Raw genomic sequence first — 15,989 nt, 5'->3', positions numbered from 1 at the left:
GTTAACCACGAAGCCGACTCAACGGCATCGAATCTAAATCGATAGATCTTTCCAACGACTGATCACATTAAGCGAAGCACCGAGGCACCTCCAAGGCGGGAATCAACATGACCGTAAATATTGAAAAAATCGAAAGATCCAAGCCCGTCCCCATCAACATGAGGGCGGATGAAAAAAAACGGAACCTGATCGATTTGGCAGCTGCCATGTCTGGTCGTGATCGAACCAGCTTTATCTTGGAAGCTGCTTGTCAGAAAGCAGAGGAAGTCATCCTTGATAAGCGGCTGTTCCTTCTCGATGACGTTGCATTTGACGCATTTGAACAGGCCTTGGAAGCCAATCCAATTCAAGGTAACAAATGTCTGCTTCAACTTCTCGAAAGGCCCAAACCGTGGAGCTGAGGGCTCCAGAAAAGCTGAACGACGACCACATCCTGGACGAGTTCGATTCAGGCGTAGCGTCGATCAACGATTATCTTCAAAAAACGGCGCGTAAAGCCCAAGCCTCCAAGCAAGCCGTTGTGTACGTTGTCTGTCGCAAGAACACGTTGGTCGTCATGGGCTATTACACACTGTCGAGTGGATCGATTGCTCGGGAGAATGTCGTTCCGAAAAGCCGTCAGCGCAATTCCCCAAGTGTGCACCCAGTGACCTTGTTGGGACGCATGGGCGTCACTGAGGCAGCACAAGGCCGGGGCTTCGCTATCGGCTTGCTTCAAGATGCGGTTGAACGAGCAATTATCGCGTCTGAAACCATCGGTTCTACTGCAATGATTGTCCATCCGCTTGACCAGCGTCTGTCGGACTTTTATGCCAAGCACGCAGGATTTATACCGTGCTCAGGGCTTTCACCTATTACGCTGATGTTGCCACTCCGATAGCTTTTTGACGGACCACGCCCCATCCCAAGGTCCACAGTATATCGACGGCTTAGCATGTTCATCCGCACCGCATCAGAGTGCCGGGGATCGGCGCTTTTGCGAATTGCTCACGCTGTCCAAGCGAAACAGGGTCTGTCCCCGTTTTCCCGATGGGTTCCAGTCATGCCCCGGACCAAACGCCAGAAACGAAAAAGCCCCTGAAATGTTCAACCATTTCAGGGGCTTAGTCGTATTCAATAATGGCGGAGAGATAGGGATTTGAACCCTAGGTACTGTCGCCAGTACAACGGATTTCGAATCCGTCCCGTTCGGCCACTCCGGCATCTCTCCAGTGGCGCGCATCATACCAGCACATTCGCCGGAAGCGAACCCCCGAGCGAAATTTTTTCCGTGCTATCAGATGCTTGCGTCGATTACAGCGGCACACCCAGGCGCTGGGCGACTTCTTCGTAGGCTTCGATGACGTCACCGAGGCCCTGGCGGAAGCGGTCCTTGTCCATCTTCTTCTTGGTGTCCTTGTCCCAGAGGCGGCAGCCGTCCGGGCTGAACTCGTCGCCCAGGACGATGGAGCCGTCGCTGAACACGCCGAATTCAAGCTTGAAGTCCACCAGCAGCAGGCCGGCGTCGTCGAACAGCTTGGTCAGTACTTCGTTGACCTTGAGGGACAATTCCTTCATGCGGGCCAGTTGCTCGGCGGTGCCCCAACCGAATGCCACGACGTGGGATTCGTTGATGAACGGGTCGCCCTTGGCGTCGTCCTTCAGGAACAGCTCGAAGGTGTAGGGGTTGAGTTTCATGCCCTCTTCCACGCCCAGGCGCTTGACCAGGCTGCCGGCGGCGTAGTTACGCACGACGCATTCGACCGGGATCATGTCCAGCTTCTTGACCAGGCATTCGTTGTCGCCCAGCAGCTTGTCGAACTGGGTCGGCACGCCGGCGGCTTCGAGCTTCTGCATGATGAAGGCGTTGAACTTGTTGTTCACCATGCCCTTGCGGTCCAGCTGTTCGATGCGCTTGCCGTCGAACGCCGAGGTGTCGTTGCGAAACAGCAGGATCAAGCGGTCAGCGTCGTCGGTCTTGTAAACCGACTTGGCTTTGCCGCGGTAGAGTTCTTCACGTTTTTCCATGATGGGCTCCGCTTGCTAAGTAGTGGGCTAGGCGATATGTCGCCAGTCGAGCCCTGAATCTTGATCGGCCAGTTGCAGCCAGTCCGGGTCGCACCCGAGGGCGTCGACAAAACATTGCCGGGCCAGCTGCGGCAGGTTGTTCTTGCTGCTCAGATGGGCCAGGACCAGGTGTTGCAGGCCTTGCCAGCCCAACTCGGCCACCAGGAACGCTGCCTGGTGGTTGTTCAAATGCCCGTGTTCCCCGCCTACCCGCTGCTTGAGGAAGTACGGGTAGTAACCACGCGCCAACATGTCGCGGCAGTGGTTGGACTCGATCATCAACGCATCGAGGTCCCGATAACTGTCCATCACCCTGTCGCAATACGACCCCAGGTCGGTCAACAGCCCGAAGCGCCGCTCGCCGTCGCTGAACACATATTGCGTCGGTTCCCGGGCATCGTGCGCCACGCTGACCACGCTGATATCCAGGCAACCGATGCGCAGTTGCTCGCCACCGGCCACGAAGCCGGCCGGCTCGATGGGCTTGCGCAGGCCTGCCAGTGTCCCACGGCTCAGGTACACCGGCAGATTGTAGCGCCGAGACAGCAAACCCACGCCATGCACGTGGTCGGCATGTTCGTGGGTCACGAGTATCGCGCTCAGTTGCGCCGGGTGCACCCCCAGGCGCAACAGGCGCTTCTCGGTTTCCCGCAGGGAGAAACCACAATCGACCAACACATACGTGCCGGCGCTGGCTACCAGCGTGCCGTTCCCTTGGCTACCGCTGCCGAGAACGGAAAAACGCATCGGATCAGCCCAGGTTGTCCTGAATCACGCCCAACACCTTGCGGGCCACATCAGCCGGCGCCACGGTATTGATGTTCTTCTCGACGGTGACCTGGACGTTGTCGCCGACCTTGCTCAGGCGAACCTGATAACGCTCGGCGCGCGCCTCGATTTCTTCCTTGTCCGGCTTGCTGCCGAATAGGCCACTGAAGAAGCCAGGCTTCTCGTCTTTCCTCTCGGCCTTTTCAGCGAGGTTGATGTAGTACAGGCCCAGGCTGCGGTTGATGTCTTCAACGCGCCACTCGCCCTGCTCCAGCGCGCGGCCAACGCTCGACCAGGCACGGTCCAGGTCGGAGCCGACGTTGAGCACCGGGTTGCCGCTGCCATCTTCGCTCAGGCTGACGCGGCTCGGCGCATCGAACTCCTTGGACGCCAGCATCGAGACCGAACCGCCCTGCTCCGCGTTACGACTCATGCTGGCGAGCATGTCGTCCACCAGCGCAGCGTCGAGGCCGGTATTGACCGAACGGTTGGTGAAGGCCACGTCGGCGGTGCTGCCGGCAGGTCGCTCGGCGCTGACCACATAGACCTCACTGGTGTTGCGCTGCACGCCCGGCTCGATACGCACCCGCACGCGGGTTTCGCTGTCGGCCGCGACACCGGCGGCGCTCATGCGCTTGGCCATGGCAGCAGACAGTTCATCGGAGCGCTGCCAGGTGGTGGTGAATTCGCCAGTTTGTGGGCGCTGTTCGTCCAGGCGGAAACCGTTGTCCTGGAAGAACTGGATCGCCACTGGCCAGACTTCGGCCGGTGGATGCTGGCCCATGACCCAGTTGGAGTCGCCGCTCTTCTGCAGGGTGTAGTCGCTGGCATCGGCCACGGCCGACAGCGGCTGTGGACGTGGGACGATGTATTCGCCCTTGACGCTGTCGTCGGCGACGTTGCGCGGGATCGGCAGCAGCGGATCAAGGCGCTTGGCGACGCTGACGTCTTGCGGCAGTTGCATCGGTGCAGTCTGTTGCGCCTGCAGGTAATCGCTACCACGGTCGCGGAAGTAACCTTCCGGTCCCCAGATCCATCCGCAGCCGCTGGTGCTGGAGATAATCAAGGCAAGTGCGGAAAGTCCGGCCATTCGCTTCATGCGTTGTACTTCCTCAATTAAACCAGGACGCCGGACCGGCGCATGGCCTGCCGCAGCGGTTCGTGACAGGGGATGCTCAGCCAGGTCAGTGGCAGGCGGATGCCTTCGTGCATCAGGCCCATTTCAACCAAGGCCCACTTCACCGGAATCGGGTTGGCCTCGATGAACAGGTCCTTGTGCAACGGCATCAGTTTTGCGTTGATTGCCCGCGCAGTCTCGGCGTCGCCCTTGAGCGCGGCCTCGCACAGGTCGGCCATTTCGCGCGGAGCAACGTTGGCGGTGACGGAGATGTTGCCCTTGCCGCCCAGCAGGATCAGCTCGACCGCTGTCGGATCATCACCGGACAGCACGATGAAGTCCTTGCTCACGCCATCGAGGATGGCCTTGGCGCGCTTCATGTCGCCGGTGGCTTCCTTGATGCCGATGATGTTCGGCACGGTGGACAGGCGGATCACGGTCTCGGCCTGCATGTCGCAGGAGGTGCGGCCGGGAACGTTATAGAGGATCTGCGGGATATCGACGGCTTCGGCAATGTGCTTGAAGTGCTGGTACAAGCCTTCCTGGGTCGGCTTGTTGTAGTACGGAACGACCAGCAGGCAAGCGTCGGCACCGGCTTCCTTGGCGTTGCGGGTCAGCTCGACGGCCTCGCGGGTCGAGTTGGCGCCGGTGCCGGCGATGACGGGGATGCGACCGTTGACCTGCTTGACCACGGCACGGATGACTTCGATGTGCTCATTGACGTCGAGGGTTGCCGACTCGCCGGTGGTACCGACAGCGACAATGGCATGGGTGCCGTTCTCAAGGTGGAAGTCCACGAGTTTGCTGAGGCTGGCCCAGTCAAGATGCCCTTGTGCATCCATGGGTGTGACCAGTGCCACCATACTGCCCGCAATCATGAAACCGCTCCTGCCGGAAAAAGAGAGCGGTAATGGTACTGGCGCCAAGATGCTTGTACAAGCGAACTACCATTCCCCTTGGCGATGGTTTTCGCTACCCTTCAGGCTTTGATCGGTACCGACAAGCTCATATGCCGGTTTCCAGCCTCCGTTTTCGTCGCCGCAAGCCCCGATCCCGGGTTTGTCCCGGTGCGTTCCAGCTGTCGTGGAATGCAGCGCAACCCCGGGCACAAGGCTTGAGCCGTTCGTTTTTCCGGGCCTGGCGCTGTATCGAGCGGCAAAAGTACCGACCGCTCATCGCTTTAGGAATGCTGCATGTCCACCCCCACAGTCCGCGAACAATTCCTTGTTATCAGTGCCCTTGGCGCCAACCCCATGGAGCTGACTAACGTCCTGTGCCGCGCCAGCCATGAAAATCGCTGCGCCGTCGTGACCTCACGTCTGACCCGTCACGGCGAATGCAGTGCGCTCGTGCTCGAGATCTCCGGCAGCTGGGACGCCCTGGCTCGCCTGGAAGGCAGCCTGCCGGTGCTGGCCAAGAAGCATGCCTTCACCGTCAACGTGGTGCGTAGCGCCGCGCTGGAGAACCGTCCCCAGGCCCTGCCCTACGTGGCCTATGTGAGCTCGGCCTACCGTCCGGACATCATCAACGAGCTGTGCCAGTTCTTCATGGACCATCACGTCGAGCTGGAAAACCTGACCTGCGACACCTACCAGGCCCCGCAGACCGGCGGCACCATGCTCAATGCCACGTTCACCGTGACCCTGCCGGCCGGCACCCAGATCAGTTGGCTGCGCGATCAGTTCCTGGATTTCGCCGATGCGATGAACCTCGATGCCCTGATCGAACCGTGGCGCCCACAAAACCCAATGTAAGGAAGCGTTCATGGCCGTTGCAGTCGACCAGCCGGTTACCGATTTCCAGGCACCCGCCACCAGCGGACAGACCATCAGCCTCGCCGCCCTCAAGGGCAAACAGGTGGTGATCTACTTCTACCCCAAGGACAGCACCCCGGGCTGCACCACCGAAGGCCAGGGTTTTCGGGACCAGTATGCGCAGTTCCAGGCCGCCAACACCGAAGTGTTCGGCGTCTCCCGGGACAGCCTCAAGTCCCACGAGAATTTCAAGTGCAAGCAGGAGTTCCCGTTCGAGCTGATCAGCGACAAGGACGAGGCCGTCTGCCAGCTGTTCGACGTGATCAAGCTGAAAAAACTCTATGGCAAGGAATACCTGGGCGTTGATCGCAGCACCTTCCTGATCGACAAGAACGGCGTGCTGCGCCAGGAATGGCGTGGCGTGAAGGTGCCGGGGCATGTGGATGCGGTGTTGGCGGCGGCTCAGGCCCTCGACAAGGGCTGAAATTCTCGCTGCCTGTACTGGCGCCATCGCGAGCAAGCTCCCACATGGGATCTGTGATGTTCAATAGAACCCTGTGGGAGCGAGCTTGCTCGCGATGAGGCCATCAGCCCCAACCGATGGATCAGCTACAACAACGGCGCGACAACCGGCTCCTTGCTCGGCCACGCATCCAGCACCGCCTTGAACAGGGTCGCCAGGGGGATCGCGAAGAACACACCCCAGAACCCCCACAGCCCGCCAAACAACAGCACCGCACAGATGATCGCCACCGGGTGCAGGTTCACCGCCTCGGAGAACAGCAGCGGGACCAGCACGTTGCCGTCCAGCGTCTGGATAATCCCGTAGACCGCCATCAGGTAGATGAACTGATCGCTCCAGCCCCACTGGAACAGCGCAATCAAGGCCACCGGCACGGTCACCACCACGGTGCCAACGTAAGGCACCACCACTGAAATGCCCACCAGCAGCGCCAGCAGGGCGGCGTAATTGAGCCCCATGGTCACGAAACCGATATAGGTCACGCCGCCGCAGATGAAAATCTCGATGACTTTTCCGCGAATGTAATTGGCGATCTGCCGATTCATCTCCTGAGCCACTCGGGTAATCAGCGCCCGCTCACGCGGCAGGTAGCCTCGGACCCAACGACCGATCATTTCCCGGTCCTTGAGGAAGAAGAACACCAGGATCGGCACCAGCACCAGGTAGATCATGATGTTGACCAGAAGCGGCAGGCTGGACAGCGAAAACGTCAGCGCCCATTGGCCGAACTTGCCGATCTGGCCGCGCACGACTTCAATGGCTTGCAACACCTGCTCGTCGGACACCAGATGCGGATAACGCTCGGGCAACAGCAACAGCACGGACTGCCATTTGGCAAGCATCCCCGGCAACTCGTTGAAGAGCGTCACCAACTGGTGCCAGAGCAGCGGCACGATCACGATTATGAACACCAACAACAAGCCCATGAACAGGGCGAACACCAAGCCCACCGCCACCGCACCCGGCAACCGCAAGCGCTCCAAAGTCGTGACCAAACCTTGCATCAGGTACGCCAGCACCATCCCCGCCAGCACCGGCGCGAGCATGCCGCCCAGGGTGAGCACGGCGGCAAAGGCCAGGAACAGCAGCACCGCCAGGACCACAGCTTCTTCATCGGAGAAGTAGCGCTGGATCCAGTCGCGTAACACTTTGAACATTAAAAATCCTTAAGAGACGCTGTGGGTTTTCAGGCCTTTTTCAGCCAGTAACGGTAGACGCCGTTATCGTCTTCTTCACGCAGCAGCGTATGACCGGCCAATCGGGCGAAGGTGCGAAAATCACGTTGCGAGCCCGCATCCGTGGCGATCACCTTGAGCACACTGCCGCTGGCCAGGCGATTGAGTTCCAGCTTGGCCTTGAGCAACGGCAACGGACAGTTCAGGCCGCTGGCGTCCAGTTCGGCATCGTGGGCTACAGCATCGGTCATGGGTTCACTCCGCGGCAGATCGTTGAGCGGCCTAGAATATCTGGTCCCGGGCCCGGTGTCCGGCTACAGTAAGGTCTTTGTCGACTAAGGCTTCGTGCATGACATTTCTGCGCCCCACCCTGCTGACGCTCGCTTGCCTGCTTGCCTCACCGGGCTTCGCCGACGACCTGCCGTCACTTGGCGATGCCAGTTCTGCCATCGTCTCGCCAGAACAGGAGCACCAACTGGGCCGCGCCTGGCTGGCCCTGCTGCGTAGCCAGGTTTCACAGCTCAACGATCCACAGCTCAAGGACTACGTCGAATCCAGCGTCTATAAACTGGTGGAAACCAGCCAGGTCAACGACCGACGTCTGGAGTTCATCCTGATCAACAGCCCGCAGCTCAACGCCTTCGCCGCACCTGGAGGAATCGTCGGGGTCAACGGCGGCCTGTTCCTCAATGCGCAGACCGAAGGCGAATACGCCTCGGTCATGGCCCACGAACTGGCGCACTTGTCACAACGCCACTTCGCCCGCGGCGTCGAAGCCCAGCAGCGCATGCAAGTGCCAATGATGGCCGCACTGCTGGCCGGCATCGTGATTGCCGCCGCCGGTGGCGGTGACGCCGGGATTGCGGCCATCGCCGGGACCCAGGCCGCGGCCATCCAGGAACAACGGCGTTTCTCGCGCCAGAACGAACAGGAAGCCGACCGCATCGGTATCCAGAACCTTGAAAAGGCCGGCTACGACCCGCGGTCCATGCCGACCATGTTCGAGCGCCTGATGCGCCAGTACCGGTTCGACGCCAGGCCCCCGGAATTCCTGCTGACTCACCCGGTGACCGAATCCCGGATCGCCGACACCCGCAACCGCGCCGAACAGGCCAAGCCGGGCGGTATCGAGGACAGTGTGCGCTATCAACTGATTCGCGCACGGGTCCAGTTGATCTATGAAGAAACCCCGGGCCTGGGCGCCAAGCGCTTCCGGGCGCAGCTGGATGAGAACCCGAAGAACGACGTGGCGCGCTATGGCCTGGCGATCGCGCAGATCAAGGGTGGCCAGTTGAATGAAGCACGGGAGAACCTCAAGCCGTTGCTGGCCAAATCGCCCAACGAGATCATCTACAACCTCGCCCAGGTGGACCTGGACATCACCAGCAACAAACTGGCCGACGCTCAATCCCGCGTCGACCGGATGCTGGGCCAATACCCGGGCAACTATCCGCTCAACCAGGTGCGCGTCGACCTGCTGCTCAAGCAGAACCGCCCCGCCGACGCCGAGAAGGCCCTGGAAAACTTGCTCAAGACCCGTCCGGACGATCCGGATGTCTGGTACATGGTGGCCGAGACCCGCGGGCTGTCGGGCAATATCATCGGCCTGCATCAGGCTCGTGCCGAGTACTTCGCACTGGTGGGCGACTACCGTCAGGCCATTCAGCAGTTGGACTTCGCCAAACGGCGCGCCGGCACCAATTTCCCCCTGTCGTCACGCATCGACGCCCGGCAGCGGGAACTCATGGAGCAGGAACGCATGGTCAAGGACATGATGGGCTGAGCATTTGCCAGACAATAAAAAACCGCCTCTATCGAGGCGGTTTTTTTGAGCCGCTAACCGGTCATTCGGCCAGCTTGAAGGTGATGAAGCTCGCACGCCCCTGGCGCAGGACCCGCATCGAGACCGAACGATTCTTCGGCAACGCCTTGGCGATGTCGGTGAACTCCTTGGCGGAACCGATGGCCTGGTTGTTCAGGTGCGTAATGATATCGCCCGGCTGAAGACCGATCAGGGCGGCAGGACCATCCTGCACCTCCTTGATCACCACACCGCCCTGAAGCTCCAGGGTGCGCTTCTGCTCTTCGGTCAGCTCGGCCACAGCCACGCCCAGACGGTTGCTGCTGCGCTCGACGCCAGACTTGGGCAGCGAATCCAACTCCTTGCCTTCTTCAGGAATGGCGCCGACGGTCAATTCGACGTTCTTGCGCTTGCCTTCACGAATCACTTCCAGATTGGCCTTGGCACCGGCCTTGAGGGCACCTACCAAGTGCGGCAGGTCGGCGGACATGACGATCGGCTGACCATTCATGCTCAGGATCACGTCACCCACTTGCAGGCCGCCCTTGGCAGCCGGGCCACCTTCCTGGATCTGCGCCACCAGCGCACCGGCCGGTTTTTCCAGCCCGAACGACTCGGCCAGATCCTTGTTCACTTCCTGAATGACCACGCCCAACCAGCCGCGGCTCACCTTGCCTTCGCTTTTCAGTTGATTGGACACGTCCATGGCAACGTCGATCGGAATCGCGAAGGACACGCCCATGAAACCACCCGAACGGGTATAGATCTGGGAGTTGATGCCGACGACTTCACCCGCGAGGTTGAACAGCGGGCCACCGGAGTTACCTGGGTTGATCGGTACGTCGGTCTGGATGAACGGCACGTAGTTTTCGTTCGGCAGGCTGCGACCGATGGCGCTGACAATACCCTGGGTCACGGTGTGGTCGAAGCCGAACGGCGAACCAATGGCCACGACCCATTGGCCGGCTTTCAGGTCCTGGGATTTGCCCAGCTTGAGCACGGGCAGATCCTTGCCTTCGATTTTCAACAGCGCCACGTCGGAACGCGGGTCGGTGCCGATCAGCTTGGCCTTGAGCTCACTGCGATCGGCCAGGCGTACCAGGATTTCGTCGGCATCGGCGATCACATGGTTGTTGGTCAGGATGTAGCCATCAGACGAAATAATGAAACCCGACCCCAGGGATTGCGCTTCGCGCTGGCGACCACCGCCAGGCGAACGGGGTTGTTGCGGCATGCCGCGTTCGAAGAACTCACGCAGCATCGGCGGCAAACCTTCCAGGTCTGGCATTTGCTGGTCCGACACGCGGCGATCCGGCAGCTTCTGGGTCGTGCTGATGTTCACTACGGCGGGCGACGCCTGCTCGACCAATTGCGTAAAGTCGGGCAACTCGACCGCCACGGCAGGAACGGCCTGGCCGAGCACAAGCACGGTGGCAAGGATAGAGAGATAGGTTTTCAAGCGTGGTATCGACATACGGCTCCCGTTACGACGAGCATGGTTAAGCGATATGGAGCAAGGAATACCAGGAAAAGATACGCCGGTATTTTTGTTCCGGAAACAGACAAGGCCAGGGCCGAGCGGCTCTGACCTATAGAAAAAAAGCTGGGTTTTTGCAAATGAAAATACTGACAGAAAGTTTCGGCATTTCGATCAAGCCCTGGCATCATCAGCCTCTCGCACAATCGAACCACCCATCCAGCCAGCAGGCTATTGAGTTGCCGTGACGTCGGAACGCATGGAAAGCGCAATCCGTTCCGCCGTACCGATAGGAATCTCACCGACCACCGTGACCATCATCTCACCCTGGGGCGTCGTGAGCCTGCGGGAGACGGCAGCCGTCGGGCCGAGCTGAGTACGGGTATCAGTGGCGTTGGCACCGTTCAACGGCTCCAGGAACACCGAGAAGCGCGCCAGGCCATCGTCGTACATCAAGCTGTTGACCTGGACCTGAGTGTCCGGGTCCTTGCGCACGGCACTGCTGGACAGCTCGAACCCAGGCGGAAGCCAGTCCGAGTGCCAGGCGGCTTTCACCGCGACGACCTTGGCGGAATCCTGCGTGACAGCCTTGCATTCGGCGCTGGCTTGCAGATCACCGTCTGTCGGCGCGGCGACATTCAAGCGGGTGAACTGGAAACGTTCGAGCAACTGGCCCTTGTCATTGAGCAACAGGGACTTGAGCGGCAAGCCGGTCTCTTTATCCAGGTGCAGCTCGAAACCATAGCGATGCTGGTCCTTTGGCGTCATCGCCACAATGACCGCTTGACGCCCGGCCACGCGCGACTTGCCAATGACGGCCAGGTCATACCAATTCTTGAGTTTTTGCGGATCGAGCGCACGTGAGGTGCCGTCAGGCGTATTGCCCAGCCCCGCGATCAAGGAGCCACTGACGCATTGAGTATGCCCATCAATGCGCAGGACTTCCTGTGCCGAGCCGTCGAGCTGGAGTAACCGCTCGCGGACTTTGCCATCCTGGACGCGATGCCAGATGTTATGGGTAGAAAAACTACCGTTGCGCTCGTAAACGAAAGTGCCCTGGAAGCTCTGCTGCTGCTCGGCTTGACTCAGGCGATTCAACCAATCCTGAGCCTCATCGGCATGGGCTGGAATCGCACACCAGCCACCAAGCAGAAGCGTGAATAGAGGTATGGCGCGCAATGGTTTTCCTTATTAACGATTTTCCATGCTGGCTGCACGGGCGTAAGGCAGTGCGCTTTCAGTACCTTTCAGGGCAGCTTGCTGAGCATGCTGACGCAGGTAGTTGGGCAGACGCTGATCATGCCAGCCAGGTTGGCCTTGCAGAACACCATTGACCATTGGGCCTGCGGTTTCCGAGCCTTCGCTGTAACCGGCCAGTACCGCTGGGCCCTTGACCTGTGGAGCGGCCAGGCCAGGCTGGTTGGATTGCTGCGCCATCTGCACGCCGGCAATCTCATCCTGGTTGTACAGGCGCACACCGGCCAGTACGGCCACGGTGACCGAAGCGGCTACTGCCAGGCGACCCAGGCTGCGCCATGGTCCGCGAGAGGCTTTAGCCGGTACGGCTTCGTCAGCCAATGCAGCGGAAACGGCCGCAGCGATGTCCAGGCGTGGAAGCAACAAATCCTTGTGCATCACGGCCCGGGCGATCTGGTAACGAGCCCAGGTCTCACGGGTTTCAACATCGTCGAAGGCATTCAATACCCGACGCAATTCCAGTTCGTCCGCTTCGTTATCCATCACTGCGGACAGCGATTCCTGCAGGGCTTCACGACTCATGGCGTTCCTCTCTTGGCTGTCGCCGCTGTCTCTAGTTTTCCTGCAACAAAGGTTGCAGGGCTTTATCAATGGCCTCCCGGGCGCGGAAGATCCGGGAGCGCACGGTGCCTACAGGACATTGCATGACGCTCGCAATGTCTTCGTAACTCAGACCGTCGAACTCGCGTAAAGTTAAAGCCGTACGCAAATCTTCGGGCAATTGCTGGATGGTTCGATGGACGGTGCCTTCGATCTCATCCCGCAGCAACGCACGTTCTGGTGACTCGAGATCCTTGAGGCCATGATCGCCATCATAGAACTCGGCATCCTCAGAACTTACATCGCTATCCGGCGGCCGGCGGCCGCGTGAAACCAGATAGTTTTTCGCCGTGTTGATGGCGATGCGGTAAAGCCACGTATAAAACGCGCTGTCCCCGCGAAAATTACCAAGTGCGCGGTAGGCCTTGATGAAGGCTTCCTGAGCGACATCCTGCGCTTCATGGGTGTCGTGCACGAAACGCACGATCAACCCGAGAATTTTGTGCTGGTATTTAAGCACTAGCAGATCGAAAGCTCGCTTGTCGCCGCGTTGGACGCGCTCGACCAGCTGCTGATCCTCTTCCTGGGTTAGCATGAACACTCCTCGATAAGCTCGAAGGAGGCTTGCATTACTAATTGACCGGGCTTGCAAACATAGACTCGGGCTTTTCGCAAAAGTTCTCCCCCTTCCAAGCAAGTTTCCGGCGCGCTCTGATCTCGGCACGCACGAAAAACGCAGCAGGAGATTCCCCGGCTGCGCGAATAATCTGTCACCGGGCCTGACGGCAGAGACTCCAATCGAAATCTTGCACCAACCCGACGCTGCTCCCTTTTGCAGACAACCGTCTATTGAACGTAGGCGCTTGGCAAAAGTTCCCGCTATCTATAGCGCTGTACACTGAATATCAGGCAACCGTGACGAGATAAACAGCGTTCTATCCTCGAAACGGCGGCCTTATCGACGTTGTACCCAAACCGGCAATCCGACGAAGCGTGTCGCTTTTCCGTCACGCTGGTTTCACATTGCCATGAATGCCCGGCTATTGTGCCGATCCCCCCCTCTATATACTAGTGGGCTGCGTGGCTGCCTGACCCGTTGAAGCGGTGTCTTGCGCCAACCCCGACCCGGGTCGCCTTGAGCGGAAACCATTCGAATGAGCCAACAGTTTCAACACGATGTTCTGGTAATCGGCAGCGGAGCCGCCGGATTGAGCCTTGCGCTGACTTTGCCTGCGCATTTGCGCATTGCAGTACTGAGCAAGGGCGACCTGGCCAACGGTTCGACCTTCTGGGCCCAGGGCGGCGTCGCAGCCGTACTGGACGATACCGACACCATTGAGTCCCATGTCGACGACACCCTCAACGCCGGTGGTGGCCTTTGCAATCCACAGGCGGTGCGTTTCACCGTGGAACACAGCAGGGAAGCCATCCAGTGGCTGATCGACCAAGGCGTACCGTTTACCCGTGACGAACAATCGGGCACCGAAGACGGCGGTTTCGAGTTCCACTTGACGCGCGAAGGCGGTCACAGCCATCGACGCATCATCCATGCGGCCGACGCCACCGGTGCAGCGATCTTCAAGACCCTGCTCGCCCAGGCGCGACTGCGGCCGAACATCGAGTTGCTGGAACAGCGCGTCGCGGTCGACCTGATCACCGAAAAACGCCTGGGCCTGGACGGCGATCGCTGCCTCGGTGCCTACGTGCTCAATCGCGGCACCGGTGAAGTCGATACCTACGGTGCGCGCTTCGTCATCCTGGCGTCCGGCGGCGCAGCGAAAGTCTACCTTTATACCAGCAACCCCGACGGCGCCTGCGGCGATGGCATTGCCATGGCCTGGCGTTCGGGTTGCCGGGTGGCGAACCTGGAGTTCAACCAGTTTCACCCCACCTGCCTCTATCACCCGCTGGCCAAGAGTTTCCTGATCACCGAAGCCCTGCGTGGCGAAGGGGCCCACCTGAAACTGCCCAACGGCGAACGCTTCATGCAACGCTTCGATCCGCGCGCCGAACTGGCGCCGCGCGACATCGTCGCCCGGGCCATCGACCACGAAATGAAGCGCCTGGGTATCGATTGCGTTTACCTGGACATCAGCCACAAGCCCGAAGCGTTCATCAAGAGCCACTTCCCGACGGTGTACGAACGCTGCCTGGAGTTCTCCATCGACATCACCAAGCAGCCGATTCCGGTGGTGCCGGCAGCGCATTACACCTGCGGTGGCGTGATGGTCGACCAACAGGGCCGCACCGACGTGCCTGGCCTGTACGCCATTGGCGAAACCAGCTTCACCGGCCTGCATGGCGCCAACCGCATGGCCAGCAACTCGCTGCTGGAATGCTTCGTCTACGCCCGCTCGGCGGCGGCAGACATCCTGGCGCAATTGCCGCAGATTGCCGTTCCAGCCGCCCTGCCCTCGTGGGACGCCAGCCAGGTCACCGATTCGGATGAAGACGTGATCATCGCGCACAACTGGGACGAACTACGGCGATTCATGTGGGACTACGTGGGCATCGTGCGCACCAACAAGCGCCTGCAACGAGCACAACATCGGGTGCGCTTGCTGCTGGATGAAATCGACGAGTTCTACAGCAACTATAAAGTCAGTCGCGACCTGATCGAACTGCGCAACCTGGCCCAGGTGGCCGAACTGATGATTCGCTCGGCCATGGAACGCAAGGAAAGCCGGGGGCTGCATTACACCCTCGACTACCCGAACCTGCTGCCCGAGGCACTGGACACTATCCTGGTGCCGCCCACCTACGCCGACTGAACCTGAGCTGCACCCGCAGGCGCCGATGAACATCCGGCGCCAGCGCGTCGCGCGGCACACACACCGACCGGACCCGCCGTTCACCCTGCACGCGAAAACGCAGCACGACGATCATCGGCAGCGCCAGGCTATCGGGGCGCAGTTGCACAGCCCGCCACCCATCGGCCCGGCTCCAGAGTTGCCAGCCAGCGGCATTACGACGCAACCCGCAGAAAGCCCGGCGATGGGTCAGCACGACATATCGGGGGAACACCCAGGCACCATGGGCCAGGCACAATACAATGCCAAGCGCTGCGAACCAGGATGGGACGGACAACAGGCACAACGAACCCAGGGCGAACACCTGGGCCAGCAGATAAGCCGCCAGCAGTTGCCCGGAGGCCTGCCAGCGGCATTCGAAGCGATTACTTGGGCTGGACACGGTCCAGAATCATCCGGACCATGCGCTGCAACTCAGGGTCTTCGGATTCACTGCGCTCCATGAACCAGCCGAACATGTCCTGATCCTCGCATTCGAGCAGGCGGACATAGCACGCGCGGTCCACTTCATTGAGATGGGGATAGACCTCTTTGACGAATGGCACCAGCAACACGTCCAGCTCAAGCATGCCGCGGCGGCTGTGCCAGTAGAGGCGATTCAGTTCAACATCTTCGACCATGGAGCGCTCCTCAAATAGAGCGCAAGTATACAGGCCCCGCCGCAGTGGAACAGACAGCTTTGGTCGGGCACCACCGATCCTTTGTGAACTACCCATTTCAA

General features: G+C 60.1%; 18 protein-coding genes and 1 tRNA gene. 6 read left to right on the top strand and 13 right to left on the bottom strand.

Going from position 1 to position 15,989, the window contains the following annotated elements; translation table 11 throughout:
* Window positions 1-107 precede the first annotated feature (107 nt).
* Both BLO97_RS17635 and BLO97_RS17630 read left to right on the top strand, forming a co-directional pair.
* On the top strand, window positions 108-401 hold the full coding sequence (locus tag BLO97_RS17635; protein WP_063322521.1) for a type II toxin-antitoxin system TacA family antitoxin: 294 nt from the start codon (window positions 108-110) through the stop codon (window positions 399-401).
* Entirely contained in the window at window positions 359-880 is a 522-nt protein-coding gene (locus BLO97_RS17630) for a hypothetical protein (protein ID WP_092347069.1), read from the top strand. The genes BLO97_RS17635 and BLO97_RS17630 overlap by 43 nt, the downstream gene beginning before the upstream one ends.
* Window positions 881-1,120: 240 nt before the next feature.
* Here the strand turns inward: BLO97_RS17630 and BLO97_RS17625 are convergent.
* From BLO97_RS17625 to dapA, 5 genes are all read right to left on the bottom strand, one after another.
* A tRNA-Ser gene (locus tag BLO97_RS17625) sits at window positions 1,121-1,210 on the bottom strand.
* 83 nt (window positions 1,211-1,293) lie between these two features.
* Window positions 1,294-2,007 (bottom strand): phosphoribosylaminoimidazolesuccinocarboxamide synthase, encoded by a 714-nt coding sequence (gene purC, locus BLO97_RS17620; protein ID WP_025212375.1) that lies wholly within the window; start codon window positions 2,005-2,007, stop codon window positions 1,294-1,296.
* A 27-nt stretch (window positions 2,008-2,034) separates the two neighbouring features.
* Complete coding sequence (locus tag BLO97_RS17615) at window positions 2,035-2,793, bottom strand: MBL fold metallo-hydrolase (RefSeq protein WP_092347066.1); 759 nt, start codon at window positions 2,791-2,793, stop codon at window positions 2,035-2,037.
* A 4-nt stretch (window positions 2,794-2,797) separates the two neighbouring features.
* Window positions 2,798-3,913 (bottom strand): outer membrane protein assembly factor BamC, encoded by a 1,116-nt coding sequence (gene bamC, locus BLO97_RS17610; protein ID WP_092347063.1) that lies wholly within the window; start codon window positions 3,911-3,913, stop codon window positions 2,798-2,800.
* Window positions 3,914-3,930: 17 nt separating this feature from the next.
* Entirely contained in the window at window positions 3,931-4,809 is an 879-nt protein-coding gene (gene dapA, locus BLO97_RS17605; protein ID WP_092347060.1) for a 4-hydroxy-tetrahydrodipicolinate synthase, read from the bottom strand.
* 315 nt (window positions 4,810-5,124) lie between these two features.
* On the opposite strand from dapA, the gene BLO97_RS17600 reads away from it, so the two are divergent.
* Together BLO97_RS17600 and BLO97_RS17595 are read left to right on the top strand one after the other, a co-directional pair.
* Window positions 5,125-5,685, top strand: a complete 561-nt coding sequence (locus tag BLO97_RS17600; protein WP_003184325.1) for a glycine cleavage system transcriptional repressor — start codon at window positions 5,125-5,127, stop codon at window positions 5,683-5,685.
* Between the two features lie 10 nt (window positions 5,686-5,695).
* Complete coding sequence (locus BLO97_RS17595; protein WP_092224896.1) at window positions 5,696-6,169, top strand: peroxiredoxin; 474 nt, start codon at window positions 5,696-5,698, stop codon at window positions 6,167-6,169.
* A 125-nt stretch (window positions 6,170-6,294) separates the two neighbouring features.
* Here the strand turns inward: BLO97_RS17595 and BLO97_RS17590 are convergent, their stop codons facing one another.
* Both BLO97_RS17590 and BLO97_RS17585 read right to left on the bottom strand, forming a co-directional pair.
* A complete protein-coding gene (locus BLO97_RS17590; protein ID WP_063322528.1) occupies window positions 6,295-7,365 on the bottom strand; it encodes an AI-2E family transporter in 1,071 nt (356 codons plus the stop codon).
* 29 nt (window positions 7,366-7,394) lie between these two features.
* Complete coding sequence (locus BLO97_RS17585; protein ID WP_014337032.1) at window positions 7,395-7,634, bottom strand: sulfurtransferase TusA family protein; 240 nt, start codon at window positions 7,632-7,634, stop codon at window positions 7,395-7,397.
* Window positions 7,635-7,732: 98 nt separating this feature from the next.
* Here BLO97_RS17585 and BLO97_RS17580 point away from each other — a divergent pair, with 98 nt between their 5' ends.
* Window positions 7,733-9,166, top strand: a complete 1,434-nt coding sequence (locus BLO97_RS17580) for a M48 family metalloprotease (protein WP_063322529.1) — start codon at window positions 7,733-7,735, stop codon at window positions 9,164-9,166.
* Between the two features lie 61 nt (window positions 9,167-9,227).
* On the opposite strand, the gene BLO97_RS17575 is transcribed toward BLO97_RS17580, so the two are convergent.
* The 4 genes from BLO97_RS17575 to rpoE form a co-directional block, all read right to left on the bottom strand.
* Window positions 9,228-10,658, bottom strand: a complete 1,431-nt coding sequence (locus tag BLO97_RS17575; protein WP_063322530.1) for a DegQ family serine endoprotease — start codon at window positions 10,656-10,658, stop codon at window positions 9,228-9,230.
* Window positions 10,659-10,892: 234 nt separating this feature from the next.
* Entirely contained in the window at window positions 10,893-11,840 is a 948-nt protein-coding gene (locus BLO97_RS17570; protein ID WP_092148609.1) for a MucB/RseB C-terminal domain-containing protein, read from the bottom strand.
* Window positions 11,841-11,852: 12 nt separating this feature from the next.
* Window positions 11,853-12,440: a sigma-E factor negative regulatory protein gene (locus BLO97_RS17565; protein ID WP_039010798.1), complete on the bottom strand. Its 588-nt coding sequence runs from the start codon at window positions 12,438-12,440 to the stop codon at window positions 11,853-11,855.
* Between the two features lie 31 nt (window positions 12,441-12,471).
* Window positions 12,472-13,053 carry an RNA polymerase sigma factor RpoE/AlgU gene (rpoE, locus tag BLO97_RS17560; RefSeq protein WP_003172477.1) on the bottom strand — a complete coding sequence of 194 codons (582 nt, stop codon included), beginning with the start codon at window positions 13,051-13,053 and terminating at the stop codon, window positions 12,472-12,474.
* Between the two features lie 559 nt (window positions 13,054-13,612).
* Here rpoE and nadB point away from each other — a divergent pair.
* Window positions 13,613-15,229, top strand: coding sequence for an L-aspartate oxidase (gene nadB / locus BLO97_RS17555; protein WP_063322532.1), 1,617 nt, complete (start codon window positions 13,613-13,615; stop codon window positions 15,227-15,229).
* Here nadB and BLO97_RS17550 read toward each other — a convergent pair.
* The gene (locus BLO97_RS17550) at window positions 15,198-15,650 is read right to left on the bottom strand and encodes a protein YgfX (RefSeq protein WP_092347057.1); all 453 of its coding nucleotides are present in this window, start codon (window positions 15,648-15,650) and stop codon (window positions 15,198-15,200) included. The two genes, nadB and BLO97_RS17550, sit on opposite strands and share 32 nt — an antisense overlap.
* Complete coding sequence (locus BLO97_RS17545) at window positions 15,634-15,888, bottom strand: FAD assembly factor SdhE (RefSeq protein WP_003184348.1); 255 nt, start codon at window positions 15,886-15,888, stop codon at window positions 15,634-15,636. The genes BLO97_RS17550 and BLO97_RS17545 overlap by 17 nt, the downstream gene beginning before the upstream one ends.
* Window positions 15,889-15,989: the final 101 nt, after the last annotated feature.

This window comes from Pseudomonas sp. NFACC05-1 (genome assembly GCF_900100135.1).
GTDB classification, from domain to species: Bacteria; Pseudomonadota; Gammaproteobacteria; order Pseudomonadales; family Pseudomonadaceae; genus Aquipseudomonas; species Aquipseudomonas fluorescens_Q.
The sequence above is the reverse complement of the archived record's forward strand: the minus strand, read 5'-3'. Positions and strand labels throughout refer to the sequence as shown.

What these genes read in the sequence shown, in the direction of transcription:
- BLO97_RS17635 (WP_063322521.1), top strand. Translation starts at nt 108, where the DNA reads ATGACCGTAAATATTGAAAAAATCGAAAGATCCAAGCCCGTCCCCATC.
- BLO97_RS17630 (WP_092347069.1), top strand. Translation starts at nt 359, where the DNA reads ATGTCTGCTTCAACTTCTCGAAAGGCCCAAACCGTGGAGCTGAGGGCT.
- purC (WP_025212375.1), bottom strand. Translation starts at nt 2,007, where the DNA reads ATGGAAAAACGTGAAGAACTCTACCGCGGCAAAGCCAAGTCGGTTTAC.
- BLO97_RS17615 (WP_092347066.1), bottom strand. Translation starts at nt 2,793, where the DNA reads ATGCGTTTTTCCGTTCTCGGCAGCGGTAGCCAAGGGAACGGCACGCTG.
- bamC (WP_092347063.1), bottom strand. Translation starts at nt 3,913, where the DNA reads ATGAAGCGAATGGCCGGACTTTCCGCACTTGCCTTGATTATCTCCAGC.
- dapA (WP_092347060.1), bottom strand. Translation starts at nt 4,809, where the DNA reads ATGATTGCGGGCAGTATGGTGGCACTGGTCACACCCATGGATGCACAA.
- BLO97_RS17600 (WP_003184325.1), top strand. Translation starts at nt 5,125, where the DNA reads ATGTCCACCCCCACAGTCCGCGAACAATTCCTTGTTATCAGTGCCCTT.
- BLO97_RS17595 (WP_092224896.1), top strand. Translation starts at nt 5,696, where the DNA reads ATGGCCGTTGCAGTCGACCAGCCGGTTACCGATTTCCAGGCACCCGCC.
- BLO97_RS17590 (WP_063322528.1), bottom strand. Translation starts at nt 7,365, where the DNA reads ATGTTCAAAGTGTTACGCGACTGGATCCAGCGCTACTTCTCCGATGAA.
- BLO97_RS17585 (WP_014337032.1), bottom strand. Translation starts at nt 7,634, where the DNA reads ATGACCGATGCTGTAGCCCACGATGCCGAACTGGACGCCAGCGGCCTG.
- BLO97_RS17580 (WP_063322529.1), top strand. Translation starts at nt 7,733, where the DNA reads ATGACATTTCTGCGCCCCACCCTGCTGACGCTCGCTTGCCTGCTTGCC.
- BLO97_RS17575 (WP_063322530.1), bottom strand. Translation starts at nt 10,658, where the DNA reads ATGTCGATACCACGCTTGAAAACCTATCTCTCTATCCTTGCCACCGTG.
- BLO97_RS17565 (WP_039010798.1), bottom strand. Translation starts at nt 12,440, where the DNA reads ATGAGTCGTGAAGCCCTGCAGGAATCGCTGTCCGCAGTGATGGATAAC.
- rpoE (WP_003172477.1), bottom strand. Translation starts at nt 13,053, where the DNA reads ATGCTAACCCAGGAAGAGGATCAGCAGCTGGTCGAGCGCGTCCAACGC.
- nadB (WP_063322532.1), top strand. Translation starts at nt 13,613, where the DNA reads ATGAGCCAACAGTTTCAACACGATGTTCTGGTAATCGGCAGCGGAGCC.
- BLO97_RS17545 (WP_003184348.1), bottom strand. Translation starts at nt 15,888, where the DNA reads ATGGTCGAAGATGTTGAACTGAATCGCCTCTACTGGCACAGCCGCCGC.